The organism is Phyllobacterium sp. 1468, assembly GCF_031455525.1.
GTDB lineage: Bacteria > Pseudomonadota > Alphaproteobacteria > Rhizobiales > Rhizobiaceae > Phyllobacterium.
Genome location: NZ_JAVDSX010000002.1, coordinates 254,249 through 268,338, shown reverse-complemented (window position 1 = coordinate 268,338; position 14,090 = coordinate 254,249). Strand labels below are relative to the sequence as shown.

General features: G+C 56.5%; 14 protein-coding genes. 4 read left to right on the top strand and 10 right to left on the bottom strand.

Annotation, left to right across the window (positions count from 1 at the left end; genetic code table 11):
• Positions 1-164 precede the first annotated feature (164 nt).
• Positions 165-1,154: a zinc-binding dehydrogenase gene (locus J2X72_RS06760; protein WP_310069979.1), complete on the top strand. Its 990-nt coding sequence runs from the start codon at positions 165-167 to the stop codon at positions 1,152-1,154.
• Between the two features lie 324 nt (positions 1,155-1,478).
• On the top strand, positions 1,479-2,015 hold the full coding sequence (locus J2X72_RS06755; protein ID WP_310069978.1) for a hypothetical protein: 537 nt from the start codon (positions 1,479-1,481) through the stop codon (positions 2,013-2,015).
• A gap of 464 nt (positions 2,016-2,479) precedes the next feature.
• Here J2X72_RS06755 and J2X72_RS06750 read toward each other — a convergent pair whose 3' ends face one another.
• The 9 genes from J2X72_RS06750 to J2X72_RS06710 form a co-directional block, all read right to left on the bottom strand.
• Complete coding sequence (locus tag J2X72_RS06750; RefSeq protein WP_310069975.1) at positions 2,480-3,865, bottom strand: c-type cytochrome; 1,386 nt, start codon at positions 3,863-3,865, stop codon at positions 2,480-2,482.
• Positions 3,862-6,102 carry a xanthine dehydrogenase family protein molybdopterin-binding subunit gene (locus J2X72_RS06745; RefSeq protein ID WP_310069972.1) on the bottom strand — a complete coding sequence of 747 codons (2,241 nt, stop codon included), beginning with the start codon at positions 6,100-6,102 and terminating at the stop codon, positions 3,862-3,864. Before J2X72_RS06745 ends, J2X72_RS06750 begins: the two co-directional genes overlap by 4 nt.
• Positions 6,099-6,551 carry a 2Fe-2S iron-sulfur cluster-binding protein gene (locus J2X72_RS06740; protein WP_310069970.1) on the bottom strand — a complete coding sequence of 151 codons (453 nt, stop codon included), beginning with the start codon at positions 6,549-6,551 and terminating at the stop codon, positions 6,099-6,101. Before J2X72_RS06740 ends, J2X72_RS06745 begins: the two co-directional genes overlap by 4 nt.
• Before the next feature lie 204 nt (positions 6,552-6,755).
• The gene (locus J2X72_RS06735) at positions 6,756-7,472 is read right to left on the bottom strand and encodes an alpha/beta hydrolase (protein WP_310069966.1); all 717 of its coding nucleotides are present in this window, start codon (positions 7,470-7,472) and stop codon (positions 6,756-6,758) included.
• Between the two features lie 59 nt (positions 7,473-7,531).
• On the bottom strand, positions 7,532-8,356 hold the full coding sequence (locus J2X72_RS06730; protein WP_310069964.1) for an enoyl-CoA hydratase/isomerase family protein: 825 nt from the start codon (positions 8,354-8,356) through the stop codon (positions 7,532-7,534).
• 34 nt (positions 8,357-8,390) lie between these two features.
• A complete protein-coding gene (locus tag J2X72_RS06725) occupies positions 8,391-8,813 on the bottom strand; it encodes an OsmC family peroxiredoxin (RefSeq protein WP_310069961.1) in 423 nt (140 codons plus the stop codon).
• Positions 8,814-8,914: 101 nt separating this feature from the next.
• Positions 8,915-9,703 (bottom strand): SDR family oxidoreductase, encoded by a 789-nt coding sequence (locus tag J2X72_RS06720; protein ID WP_310069958.1) that lies wholly within the window; start codon positions 9,701-9,703, stop codon positions 8,915-8,917.
• A gap of 105 nt (positions 9,704-9,808) precedes the next feature.
• The gene (locus tag J2X72_RS06715; protein ID WP_310069955.1) at positions 9,809-10,435 is read right to left on the bottom strand and encodes an isochorismatase family cysteine hydrolase; all 627 of its coding nucleotides are present in this window, start codon (positions 10,433-10,435) and stop codon (positions 9,809-9,811) included.
• A gap of 157 nt (positions 10,436-10,592) precedes the next feature.
• Positions 10,593-11,063, bottom strand: a complete 471-nt coding sequence (locus J2X72_RS06710; protein ID WP_310069952.1) for an SRPBCC family protein — start codon at positions 11,061-11,063, stop codon at positions 10,593-10,595.
• A gap of 269 nt (positions 11,064-11,332) precedes the next feature.
• Here J2X72_RS06710 and J2X72_RS06705 point away from each other — a divergent pair, with 269 nt between their 5' ends.
• Together J2X72_RS06705 and J2X72_RS06700 are read left to right on the top strand one after the other, a co-directional pair.
• Positions 11,333-12,019, top strand: a complete 687-nt coding sequence (locus tag J2X72_RS06705) for a type 1 glutamine amidotransferase domain-containing protein (protein ID WP_310069950.1) — start codon at positions 11,333-11,335, stop codon at positions 12,017-12,019.
• Positions 12,020-12,220: 201 nt separating this feature from the next.
• Positions 12,221-13,495: an adenylate/guanylate cyclase domain-containing protein gene (locus J2X72_RS06700; protein WP_405044659.1), complete on the top strand. Its 1,275-nt coding sequence runs from the start codon at positions 12,221-12,223 to the stop codon at positions 13,493-13,495.
• Between the two features lie 75 nt (positions 13,496-13,570).
• Here J2X72_RS06700 and J2X72_RS06695 read toward each other — a convergent pair whose 3' ends face one another.
• Positions 13,571-13,951 (bottom strand): tautomerase family protein, encoded by a 381-nt coding sequence (locus J2X72_RS06695; RefSeq protein ID WP_310071002.1) that lies wholly within the window; start codon positions 13,949-13,951, stop codon positions 13,571-13,573.
• Between the last annotated feature and the right edge of the window lie 139 nt (positions 13,952-14,090).

Sequence of the window (14,090 nt, the reverse complement as noted above, 5' to 3'; positions counted from 1 at the left end):
ACATGCTTTCGCACTGACCAGCGTATCGGGTTCGGAGATTTCGCCGGATAATTGCATGCAGGCCCTGCACGACCTGGCCGTCATTCACATTAAAACATTATGATCATCATGTTTCACTCCAAACCTTACAACTCTCATGTTTGAACTGAAGAAGGAGCATTGCATTGAAAACTGTACGCTTTCACAAGACAGGTGGACCGGAAGTTTTAACATATGAAGACGTGCCCGATCCCCGCCCGCGGCCAGGTCAGGTCCTGATCAAGGTCGAAGCCGTTGGAGTCAATTTCGCAGACGTCCTGAGACGCCGCGGAGATCCTTATCCGATGCCTTCACCGACGCCGTTCACGCTTGGCGGCGAAATTGCTGGTACCGTCGCTGAACTCGGCGAAGGAGTCAGCGGAATTTCTGTTGGATCCTTTGTTTACGTAACATGCCGCGAAGGTGGTTATGCGCAGTACTTGGTGGCCCCGGCCTCGACCGTGGTACCGCTTCCAGCGGGAATCGGGCCGAAAGAGGCGACAACGCTCGTTATTCAGGGGCTTACGGCCGCGCTTGCCATCAAGGATAGCGGTCGGTTGACCAAGGGCGAAATAGTACTGATCGAAGCGGCCGCAGGCGGAGTGGGGTCGTTCGCTGTCCAATTGGCGAAGCTCTACGGCGCAGGGAAGGTTATCGCCGCCGCCAGCACGCCTGAGAAACGCGCTCTGGCCATCGAACTCGGCGCTGATCTCGCGGTAGACTACACGGATCCAAACTGGGCTAGTGCTGTCAAGGAAATGACCGGGGGTCACGGTGCGGATATCGTGCTCGAGATGACGGGCGGGGAAACGCTTCCAAGGGCAGTCGCAGCACTCGCCTCGTTCGGACGCATGATCGTCTACGGGCTGGCGAGCGCCGAGCAGGTGACTGTCGATCCACAGGATCTCGTGACCTCTAACCAGTCGATCACGGGTTTTTACATAGGGGGCTACTTCGCAGAGCGTCCCGAGCTCGTAAAGTCCGAGCTCAGCGAACTTGTACGGTTCGTTGGAGAGGGAAGACTCAAGCTACCTGTTGGGACAGTACTGCCACTGTCCCAAGCCGCGCAAGCGCATCGTCTTCTGGAAGGTCGCAAGACAACCGGGAAAACGATTCTCGAGCCTTGGGCAGCCTAATCGAGTGGGCCGGGAGGGTTTTCTCGGCCCAAAGCCCCTTGCAGTAAATTATTTGCGGATTATCCAAGCGGCTTGCTTTTTGCCGCCAAGAAAACGCAGGATTATTGGGACCAATTCCACGGGGCGATTGGTCGGTCGGTGGTCTGTGGAGGCATGCCGTCAGCGCGTTGCTGGGGTTACTTTCCGTCGCGGATTTTGGCGGCGCGCCGTCCGAAAACGTTTCCTACCGTTCATCAAAAGTGGCCCCAGCGGCTTCACAACGCTCAGGCTGTCTTCGTATAAAGAAAGTGCTTTGATCCAAAAAGGAATCGTTAGGAGGTCGGCATGAAAAGCCGTTGGACCGATGGAATTGCAAAACCCAAGGTATTAAAGTCGCTTTTCGACCAGGGCGTATCTTTTCACAAGGCCGCATTGAAATGTCTGCCATTCAACGGAATGCCCGCCGACCTTTTGGTAGAGCCAGGTGTGGTTAATTTGGCTTTTGCTATTGAATGCTATCTTAAAGGTTTCTCCTTCCATGAAAATGATGAACCCGCGATCGGTCACGAGCTAGACAGTCTATATTTTGCGCTATCGGATGCACTAAGGGGAAAAATACTAAAATGCTATTTGACTGTGCCATTTCTTAACAGCACCGAGTTGGACAAGTGTGTCAAGGCCATGGCCACTGCGTTTGTGGACTGGAGGTACGTTTTCGAAAAGAAGGAACTTTCCGTTTCATTTGGAGAAATGTTCGATTTCGCAAGGGCACTCCACGAGACTGCTGTCGCTGAAGGCATCTTTGCTACATCAGGCTTTTTAGAAGATCTGAAACGGCCTCAGGAGAGGGTGCTCGAAAAAAGCGGCCATCGACTACGCTGACCTAAAAACTGCTTCGGTTGGGGATGTGACAGATTATGCGTTCCAAGCCCGTATCGTCCGGATTGTAACCAGTTCTCGGTGCATTTGATCCTTCGCCGATCGCATGAACTGAAAAGGTCTCATTGAGTGTGAGAAGCTTCCAACCGACGCGTTCACCGCTTTCACTACCTCCGCGAACCTGCCACACCAACATACCGCGTCGCCATTTTTCTTGTACCCGACAGCATGCACTTCGACTACTCGCGAATAGCCGTCATAGCGCAGCTCAATCCGTTTTTTCTCCCTTAGCGCCTGACATGCAACTAACGATACCATGCGCATAACCCTCCTGTTGGCAGTCAATTCCCATTGGTACCGTAAAGGAATACTCCTGAAACCATGGGATTTCAGGATATCAAATGAACTGGCCTGTGTTGGTGGCAATTGCTACCGAATTCCGGAGGTAGCGCTACGCTCTTAAATTCCTAAGATATCTGGTTGGGTCGAGACTTCTCGGGGCGCGCTCGGCGACGGGTCAGAATAACGACGGCGATTATAAGCATGGCGACGACTGCGAACATGAACGCGGCATTGATGTATGGCTCAAGGTTCAGGGCCGCAGGACCGAGGCGGAGTTTCTGGACGTCCTTCGGAGACACCGACGCCTGCTGTCCACCGAACCTATCGACGACATAGTTGGCCACGGCTGCGATTTCGGCGTCGCTAAGCGACTTGCCAAACGCAGGCATGCGCATTTCGCCCGCCGCCGTGTTCGCCGAGGCACCCTTCAGGACGACCTGAACCAAGTTCATCGCCTGGAGGTCGTTAACGGCACCGCTGCCTTTGAGGGCTGCATATGGTGTCTGCATGCCGCTCCCGTCCCAGCCGTGGCAGCTGGCGCAGGCACCCTCGAATACCGCCTGGCCCAGAGATGATTGGGTTCCGGAGGGGACGTATCCGGCCTGCCTCAGTTCGGGCGGGTCGGCGTTGACAACCGGATCGCCCCTGGTGGACTGTGGCGGTAGGGCGCGCAGGTAGACGCCGAGAGCGCGCACGTCCTCCGTGGTGAGATGACTTAGGCTCAGACGGACCACTTCTTCCATCGGGCCAGCAGCCGCACCCCGGCCCTCGGCGTGTCCAGTGCTTAGATAGGCCTCAAGCTGACCATCGCTCCAACTTCCAAGACCATGCTCCTTATCCGAAGTTAGATTATAAGCTCGCCATCCTTCGATCTCTGCGCCAGCGAATGGCCGACTGGAATCCAGTCCGAAAGAGAGCGTCCGCGGCGTATGGCACTCGCCGCAGTGGCCGAGCGCGTTGGCTAGATAGTTGCCCCGGTTCCAGTCGTCCGATTGCTTGGGATCGGACTCGAAGCGCTTGTTCGTGAGGTTTACGACGTTCCAGAACGCCATTCCCCAGCGCTGGTTGAAAGGGAACGACAGTCTGTTTGCTTTGGCAGCATTCTCGATGGGCGGGAGGCTGAACAGGTACGCCTTGATTGCGAGGGCGTCCTCGCGGCTCATGCCAGTGTAGGAAGCATACGGAAAGGCCGGGTAGAGGTGCTCACCGTTTTTTCCGATGCCCTCATGCAGGGCACGTACGAATTCGTCATCGCTCCAGCTTCCGATGCCAGTCTTTTTGTCCGGCGTGATGTTTGGTGAGTAAATCACGCCAAACGGAAGCTCGAACGCCCTTCCGCCAACGTAGGGCTTGTCGCCCGGTACGGTGTGACAAGCTTCGCAGTCAGCCGCGCGTGTAAGGTATTCGCCCCTTTTAGCGAGGTCACCGTCGGATGTATTCTGAGCAAAGGCCATGCCAGAATGGGAAAGCGCTCCTGCAATGATGATAGCGAATGTGGTGAGGCGGCTCATTTGACGTCTCCGCTACGCTTGGTTCCCGCTGCGAGGCCGCTCAAGATTGGTTTATCCGACGATCGGGATATGAGTTGCGTTTGATCGAAGGGTGTCTTGCGCAGTCGAACACCTGTGGCGGCGAACAATGCGTTGCCAAGGGCAGGGAACGCCGATGCGGTTCCGACTTCGCCGATGCCGCCCGGGCTTTCGGCGCTTTGAATATGGTGGACTTCGACTCGGGGAGCCTCGTCAATGCGCATAACCCGGTAGTCATGGAAATTGCTTTGCACGGTCTTCCCGCCTTCGAATTCGATGCCGCTAAAAAGCGCCGCCGACAGACCGAATAGCGTGCCGCCCTCGATCTGAGCGACCATGGTGTCCGGATTTACAGTAAAGCCGCAGTCGATCGCTGCCGTCGCTTTGGTGAGACGGATGATGCCTTCCGGCCAAACCGCGACCTCCACCACAAGGGCGCAAAAGCTACCAAACGCCTGATGCAGGCTTACACCCCGTCCATGTCGCTCCGGTAAAGGCTGCCCCCAACCGGATTGCTCGGCAGCGAGTTTAAGCACCGCGAGAGCGCGGGGATTGTGCTCAAGCATGCGTGCCCTGTATTTGATCGGATCTTCACTCGCTTTGTGGGCAAGTTCGTCAATAAACGTCTCGATGACAAATACATTGTGGGCCGGGCCCACTCCACGCCACCATGAGAACGGAAGGCCCTTTGGGGGATCGTGCCGCACCCATTCGACTTTGCGTTTGGGAATGTCGTATGGGATTTCGACGGAGCCCTCGACCACGTCACTATCCAGGCCGCTCGGCAGCATTGCGCTGGGGGCAAAGCGAGCAAGGACCGATCCACCCGTTGTCCTGTGCCACATGGCGATCGGTAACCCATCTGTTCCCAACGCCGCGGAAAGGCGGTCGTGGTAAGCGGGTCGATAGTAATCTTGTCGAATGTCTTCTTCGCGCGACCAGAATACCTGCAAAGGGTATTCGACCTGGTTGGCAAACGCGGCCGCTTGGGCGATCGAGTCGGCCTCGAGACGGCGGCCGAAGCCACCGCCGATTAGCTGATTATGTAACCGGATTTTCTCGGCCGGCAGCCCGGTTGCCTGGGCTGCCAGGAGAACTGCGGTGGCGGGCACCTGGGTACCGCACCATATATCGCATCCATCTGCTTGAACATGGACGATCGTGTTGATCGGCTCCATCGTCGCGTGAGCAAGGAACGGAAGTTCGTACGTGGCGTCTATTCGGTTGGTGTCCTTCGAAAGGGCATCCATCGCATCACCTTCGTCGAGCGCGACAATCGGCTCCCCGTCTTTCGATGCGGCCGCGAGCTCCCTTCGGATTGAAGCTGTCGTGACGTTCACGTTAGCGCCGTCGTCCCAAACGATTTGCAGTGCCGCTGCCGCGCGCTGCGCTGCCCAGGTATTTTCGGCCACGGCTGCTACGGCGTTCTCGATAGTGATTACCCTGATGAAACCGGGCACCGCCGCCGCCGCGCTGTTGTCCACCGACTTGAGTTTGCCGCCAAAGACGGGAGAGGCGATTACACTTGCGACTTTCATTCCGGGGACGCGGACATCGATGCCGAACACCGCTGTGCCGTCGACCTTCCCTGGCATGTCCACCCGTTTTGCCGAATTGCCGACGAGTTTGAAATCGGCGGGGTTCTTGAGCGGCACATCGGCCGGAACGGCAAGGGTCGAAGCGTCTGCAGCGAGCTCGGTGTAGGCCAGGGAGCGTCCGCTCGCCGGGTGCACGACCGATCCGTCAACGGCCTGACAAGCCTCCGGATTGACCTGCCATCGATTTGCTGCCGCAGTGATGAGAAGCAACCGGGCAGTGGCACCCGCTTTGCGAAGCGGCTCCCACCAGCTCCGGATAGAAGTTGATCCGCCCGTTCCCTGGAAGTGAAGCAATGGCGTCATGTAAATCTCAGCATTCGGCGGGGCTGCTTCGATCCTGATTTGGTTTAGTCCGATCTCGAGTTCTTCGGCAATCAGCATCGCTTCCGCGGTGTAGATGCCTTGGCCCATCTCTACATTCGGGATGATGAATGTAGTTCCGCCTCCATCGATATGGATAAAACCGTTGGGGGCCAGTACCTTCCCAGCGGGGCCAGCAGCAATAGCGCCGGGTGCAAGGTTGGCGGCTCTAAGTCTTTTCGTGACAGGCAGCGCGAAGCCCAGAACGAGCGCGCCCTTCAAAAGCGAGCGGCGAGACATGGCTGTGCGGGGCTTGCTCATAGGATGACAGCCTCTTTGATCGCACGACGAATACGCTCGTAGGTGGCACACCGACAGATGTTTCCGGACATGGCCGCGTCGATCTCGGCGTCGGTTGGGTTGGGGACGTGAGCGATGAGGGCCGCTGCCGACATCAACTGGCCCGATTGGCAATAGCCGCATTGAGCAACTTCTTCCTCAAGCCAAGCCTTTTGGACGCGGCTTCCGGCGTCGCTGTTCTTCAAGGCCTCTATGGTTGTGACCTTTCTTGATCCAACCGCCGAAACTGGCATGACGCATGACCGAACGGCGCGGCCGTCGAGGTGGACCGTGCAGGCACCGCACTGTGCGATGCCGCAGCCGTACTTCGTACCCGTCAGGCCCAACAGATCTCTGATAACCCACAGGAGCGGCATTTCATCTGGGGCATCAACCTCGCGGATTTCTCCGTTGATGGTAATCGATGTCATGGCTTAGCTTTCTTGTCTGGAAGCAGGGCTGGGCTTGGGCAGCACGCCGATATGGTGACTTTAAAAATTGAAGCTACTATAGCATGGTCTCACGAACGCGCAACGGTGAGCGCATAAGAATTCCGGCACGGCAGCCTATTTCTCGGCCCAATCGCCGCGAGCCAGACATGCGCGCTGATTTCCTTTACACGCTCGAACGCCGCCTCAGACGCTAGCAGCGGCCTCTACAATAAGCTTCGCGACTACTGTCGAATTGGAGATCATAACGACGTGGGAACCGCCGCCGACAACAACCGTCTTTTTTGATGCTGCGCGTGCGGCCATCCATCCGAGTCCCTGGGGAGGAAGGCATTTGTCCGCGTCACCATAGATAAAATAAGACGGAATTGTTTTCCAAGACGGTTCGCCGGATGGGTCATTTAGGGCGCTCCCGGAGACGGGTCGCTGGGTCGCGGCCATCAGAGCGGATTCGGCTTCAGGCAGATCGGCCGCAAACTGCTCGTGGAACTTGTCCTGTAGGATTGAAAGATCAACGTCGCCGCCTTCAAGAGGGATCGGTGGGGCGAGAGCTTGCTCCAAGGTGCTTCCTGGAAACTTTGCCGCCAATCCCGCGCCGCTCTCGCCGGCCTCGGGGGCGAACGCCGAAACATAAACAAGTGCTTTCACGTTGCCGTTCGACTTGACGTTGCTGACGACCTGGCCACCGTAGGAATGACCGACCATGACGACAGGCCCGCTGATGCTGGAAACAACCTTTGAAACGCAGGCAGCGTCCGAAGCAACGCCGCGCAGGGGATTGGCAGCGGCGATCACCGTATGACCTGCCTTCTGAAGCTCGGCGATGACGCCGTTCCAGCTGGACGATTCAGCGAACGCACCGTGGACAAGAACGATTGTCGCTTTTTCGGACGTCGGGGCCAAGTGGAAATTCCTTTCACTTATATGAGGGTGGCGGTAGTTTCATCTGGTGAAAGCGCAGGTCAGTCGGAGATTTCCCCGAGCAGCCTGCCGAAGTTTAATTCTGTGTCACCGCGTGTCTGCATCCCACTTTTCGCGATCGCGCTGATGCGTTGCTTGGTTTCGGGGTTTTGAGCGCCTGCTCCGAACAGGTCGGAATCCCGACGGAAATCAGCTTCTGACGCCAGATCGATCGCGCTGACCCGCTCCTTGATAGCCATGATCCCTGCTGGAGGAAAGCGGGCGATGCGTTTCGCAAGCGCGGCGACAAATGGGGCTAGCTCTGATTCCGGAAGGGCGCGGTTGATCCAGCCGTATCGTTCCGCGGTGTCGGCGTCGAAATCGTTCGAGCTCAGCAGGGCCTCCAGTGCTCGGCCACGTCCCATCAGACGCGTCAGGTGCTGGATAGCACCAGCTCCGGGAGACAGCCCAAACCCTGACTCGATCTGACCGAAGATCGCCCGCTCACGCGATGCGAAGCGCATGTCGCAGGCAAGGGCAAATTCGCTCCCGGCTCCGCGCGCCCGTCCGGAAATCTGGGCGATGGTAACCGCCTTGGATAGGCTTAGGCGACGGAAAAGCAGCCCGATGGATGGCTCGCCCACAAGTGTCGCGGCGACCTGACGGTACTCGGCGATCTTTGTCATGTCGACATGGGGTATGAAGAAATCCGGATCGGCGCTGGAAAACACAACGACCCGCGGACCGTCTTCCGCTTCCAGTTTAGGAATAAGCGTTACAATATCCTGGATGAGGGCGGGCCCGATCAGGTTCATCGGCGGGCTATCGATCTCAGCGAAAAGTACACCGCTTTCTGAGTGTGTTCTCAGGGTCTGGTATTCGGTCATTTCTGTCTCCGGAAATGTTGTTGCCACGATGCGCTTAGGGGATGAGCCGGGCGTCGAGCGTGATATCGCATGTGAGGAGTTTGGATATGGAGCAGTTCGTTCTTGACCGCTCCGCGCAGCTATCAAACTGTTCCTTCGTTATCCCGGGCACCGTCGCTTGGGTTTCGATATGAACGCTCCTGATGGTAGGACGGCTTTCCACGAACTGTAGGTCGACCTCGATTGATGTTTCGATCGACGCGGCCTCCAGTCCGATCATGCCAAAATTGTTGGCCATGGCCTGGTTAAAACAGCCGGCATGGGCTGCCGCGAGCAGTTCTTCTGGACTTGCGCCAGCAGCATTTTCGAAACGGCTGGCATACGTGTATGGAACCCGGACCAAGATCCCCCTCTCGGTGGAAATCGTTCCCTTGCCCTGCTTCCACGTGCCCTTCCAGGTCGATGAACCGATCGGCATAACTTTTCCCTTCTGTAGCTGCAATTATTGAAGTTACTAGCTGGATACGACTTGCTCTGCAATCGGGCAAAGGCGATCAAAAGAATTTGATCGCCGCATTGTTAGTGGTATCGGGCTGCGATGCGATCCCGAGAGGTTTGTGCCCCTACCGTCGTTTCAGCTTTGACATACGCTTCCCAATCCTTGATGTTGGGCAGTGACGGAATGCAAACGGATTCTTCTTTTTCGAGGGCTCTCAGAGAGGCTACCACGAGGTCGTCAGGTTTCATGACGCGCTCCGGCGGAAAATTGGCGAGATCTGCGCCAGCAATCTGATGGAAATCCGTCGAAACTACGCCGGGAACCAGAAGCTGGATTCGAACGCCCGTACCTTCGGCCTCGAGGTGCATGTGTCTGGTGAATGCCATAACGTAGTTCTTCGACGCTCCGTACCCAGCGTTTCCTGGGAACTGCATGAAAGCTGTGCCCGACCCAACGTTGATGATGCTACCGCGACCGTTGGCCGCCATGCGTCCCATCGCGGCTATAGAGAGGCGGCTCAGCGCTAATATATTTACGCGTAACATCTGATCGAGAGTATCTGGAGCGAGTTCTGATACTCTTCCGCGCGAGGCATATCCTGCGTTGTTAATCAGCAGATCGATCAACGGGCCACTCACAATACGGTCAGCGACACGTCCCGCGCCTTCCTCCGATGAAAGATCAGCGACAAGGACTTCGACAGCGATGCCGTGCGCATCGCGGAGGCGACTGGCTAGCTCATTCAAGCGATCCTCGCGTCGCGCGACCAGCACCAGGTCGTGCCCCGTCCGGGCCAGGTGTTCGGAGTACCCCTGGCCGATTCCGGCGGAAGCTCCGGTAATGAGGGCGCTTGGTGATTGTCTGGTCATTGACGTTTCCTGGTGATGGAGAGAAGACTCCCTCGCAGCGAGAGGATGCGGGTATACTGCGAAGGAGGATCGGAGCCGCTAAATTTAACGGCTCCGATATCGGTTTTACGCGGGTACTGCTTCAACGGCGGCGAGGAACTCGTCAATGGTCGTCACATTGTGGCCAAAGGTCGGATAACTCAATGTGAGCGCCGCGTTGTGCGCCTCCTCCGTGAATTCCGCGACGGCATCGGTCAGAAAGGTGACATGGTAGCCTTCCTCCAGGGCGTGACGTCCCGCACTTTCGACGCAGGTGTGCGATGTGAGACCCGCGAGGACGACCTTCTGAACCTTGTGCTCCTTGAGCTTCTCGAGCATGTCGGTGTTCACGAAACTGTCGAACGTACGGTGGCGGCTGATGATGACGTCGCCGTCGTGCGGGGCCAGTGGCGGATAGAAGTCCGCGCCCCATTCACCCTTCCAGAAGACCTTGTTTTCTATCGCCCACTGCCAGTTGGGATGGACGTACTTCACGTCATCGAAACTGTGCTCGTGAAGCCCGTGGGGAACATAGAAAATCTTGACGCCGGCGGCTCTGGCTCCTGCAACTAGACGGGAGAGATGCGCGATGACATCGGTCTTCTCCAGCATTGGCCCAATGCGACCAGCCAGTTTACCATTCTCGTCGAGAAAATCGTTGAGAACATCGACCAAAAGCAGTGCTGTTTCGTCGAGCGCGTATTTTTCACTCATCTACGTTCCTTCCGTTTAGTTGAGGAGTTGTGACTAAATTTCGGATGTTGCTGCCGGGCGGGCGTTTATGTTTGGAATGGTGTTAAACGACCGCACGCGTTACTACCGTGCCAGTGCCGGCCTGAACTTTCGAAGTTGTACGCTTGCGGGCCCGTTTTCAGGCAGGGGCAGCTTCCGCGACCTCTTTCATAGCCTCGACCATCCCTTGGAAACGAGCCGTGAGACGGTTGAAATCCTGGTCGCGGCGGACGGCGTCCATCCCTGCGGTGTCATATGAGACGGTATAGATAAGCGTGGAACGATCTGCGCCGGCAGGTTCCAGAGAGACGGAGCCATGGTACGCGGCGGCTGCCATTGGCCCCTTCGTCTGGACGTAGGTATAAGACGTCGGCCCACGTCCAACCATCACCTCCACGATTGTGTCACCGACGAGCCGGACGCTTCCTACGTCGCCGCCACCCGACAACAATCGACTGGCGACTTTTAGAAATTTCCCCGCATCAGCATAGTTACCAATCGTGGACCAAGCCTGTTCTGTGGGCCGCGCGATTCCGATCCTGTGCACGATGACAGCAAAATTGGGGACTTTGATATCCTCGCCCGTGTTCGTATCTGCTTCGGATGACATTTGGGTACCTACAAGGGACGGAACGCGAACAGCGTCCGAAGAATGAATAGTAGCTTCATAAATTGAAGTTATCGCCGTTAATGTCAACCCTGTTTGTAGTGCGCAGCCCGTCTTCTGGGTTCCACATGGCGTTATTCGGGAGCCACTCTTCGATGGAACTCCTTGAAGTTTCGAATGTAACTTCATATTTTGAAGTCACACTTCGGGTGAGGGAAGGATACCTGTGAATTTTCCTAGTCACTCTCAATCATCGGAATCGGAGACCTCAATTGAAGATACTTTTCATCGTTACCAGTGCCGATCTCGGCTACTGGCTCGCCGAACTCACACGTCCCTATTGGCATCTCACTGAGCGGGGACACGAAGTTCATTTAGCAAGTCCCGGTGGCGGCAGGGTGGTTCACGACCGCCTCAGTAATCCGGCGACGAAAGGCTCGTGGGAAGCCAACGATCTAGTAAGCAAAGGCTTCCTTTCCGATGAGGCGCTTGTAGCGCTTCTCGATTCGACGACGGCACTCAATGACGTCACCCCGGAAGATTACGATGGGGTACATGTCGTCGGAGGCACTGGCGCTGCCGTTGATCTCTTTCCGAACGAGCACGTGGAAAGAATACTGGAACATTTCTGGTCAGCCGGGAAAGTTGTCGGCGCGATTTGCCATGGGACGATCGCTCTGGCAAACAACCCTGTCCGAATTTCCGGTCGGAAGGCGACCGGATTCTCGCTCAAGGAAGACCTCGAGGCTGAGAAGCTTTATGGCAAAGGGTTCATCCCGAACTTTCCGCAGCCCGTCCTCGAGAAGGCTGGTATCGATTTCGTGCACGTGGAACCATGGGGCGTCCGGGTGGTGGTGGATGGCAAGCTGATCACGGGTCAGAACCAGCAATCGGCCTCCGAGTATTCAATCGCTTTCAATCACCTTCTAGCCGGCAGCAATCCGGTATTGTCCGCCTAGTTTTCATTCTGACGACAGCGCCGGCGTTGAAAGTCAAACGGGCTTTTGCGCCACGCTTGTCGCTGCCCCATCAAACAGGGGAACGTCCGGCACGCGCACCATCGGCGGATTCCCCGACTCCATGCTTGATCCTGGTCAGGGTGCTTTTCATGATTCAATAACGGCGTGCTAACGTGGATACTGCCGTTCGACAAAGTCAATATGCAACGGAGCGTGCGAATGCATTCAACAGGCCCACATCCATCTGACGGCAAGGGGCATTGGCCATCCCGGCGACACGGCATCCTCGACTGGCTGATGCAAGAAACTCAAAACGAGCGTTTCATCGACAACATATTCGTGGAGATGTGTAAGAGGCTGCGAGCAGAAGGTATCGCAGTGGGAAGGGCGACTTTGCACTTCAGAACACATCATCCGGAGTGGCTTGGAGCCAGGATAGTTTGGCGCACGGGCATGCGGGAGGCAGAGATCGACACATTTGGCTACGATGTCGAAACGACGCCGCAGTTTCTCCTAAGTCCCATAAACGAACTGCTCCGTGGCGCTGACGAAGTCCGGCAACGGCTGGACAGGACCGATGGTGATCGCTCGAAATACCCACTCTACGACGATCTTCGCGAGGAGGGCCTGACCGATTATGTCGCGTGGCCCGTGGTTCACACACTCGGGAAGAAACACATTGTAAGCTACGCATGTGACGCTCCCGGAGGTTTCAGTGAGGGGGACATTCAATTTCTAAGAGATCTCATGCCCGCTCTGACCATGGTTAGCGAGATCAGAATTAAGAACGTACTGGCACGAACGCTGCTCAGGACATACGTCGGCCCTCACGCCAGTGAACAGATCCTTGCTGGTGCCACAACGAGAGGGAGCGGCGCGACGATCGGTGCGGCCATCCTCATCTGCGACCTTCGGGACTTCACTACCATTTCCGACCTATGGCCACGCGACGACGTAATAGAACTGCTCAACGCCTATTTTGACGCAATGTCGGAGCCGATTGAAAGACGCGGAGGTGAGATCCTCAAGTTCATGGGTGACGGACTCTTAGCGGTCTTTAGGCTAACGGACCCTGATGCGTGCGACAATCTCCTCAACGCGATCAAGGAAGCGGAAATCGCTATGAACGCGTTGAACGCTACGAATCTGGCAAACGGACGCCAAGTGCTTCGTTTCGGGATCGGTGTACACGTAGGCGACGTTATGTACGGAAATATCGGCTCTCGCAGCCGCTTGGATTTTACGGTCATTGGACCCGCGGTGAACGTCGCATCGCGACTTGAGAACCTCACGAAGGAGACGAAGCGCCCCGTACTGTTCTCGAAGGCGTTCGTCGAAACGGCAGGATGCGAGAGCGAGATGGAAAATCTCGGCGCTCATCCGCTTCGAGGGCTCGGCGAACCGATCGATGTCTTTGCCTTCGCACTGCGCCAATCCGGTCCCGAGACCCTAGTGGAGAAGCCCAATCGCTATTGATAGTCGAGATGAACGGGGGCTTGCGCCATATCGCATATGACCGCCAACTTGTTTGCAGGACGCTAAGGTGCTTGGTTATGCATACTGCGCCACACCATTTCCAAACGACCAATTTTCTTTCTTTACCTCGATCAAATTAATGAAAACATCCTCGGAGCGAACGCCGGCGCGCTCATGGAGACCGTCGGCAACTGCTTTGTAGAACGCTTTTTTCATGTCGATGGAACGTCCTTCGTTCAGCGTGATCTGAATGATCAGTGCGTCCGGCGATCGTTCGATTCCGAGGTAGGTCGGGTCCATTATCAGTTCCTCTGGACTGTGCTCGGTTATAATCTGGAAGCGGTCGTCCTGCGGTGCCTGAAGCGCGGAGACTAAAGCTTTGTAAACCACATCGCCGACAGTCTGCTTGAATTTTGCTGACTTCCCTGCCGGGAGGTCGATACGTGCCAAGGGCATGTTGTGCCTTTCGAATGTTAATGGCGTGTGTGGGTTCACACCACCGTGAAGCATCTAGTTAGGACGTCATACACCATTGACTTCAAAAACTGAAGTTGCTTTGTAGCGGGTTCGACGCGGCGAGGAGCATGGAGCTCCA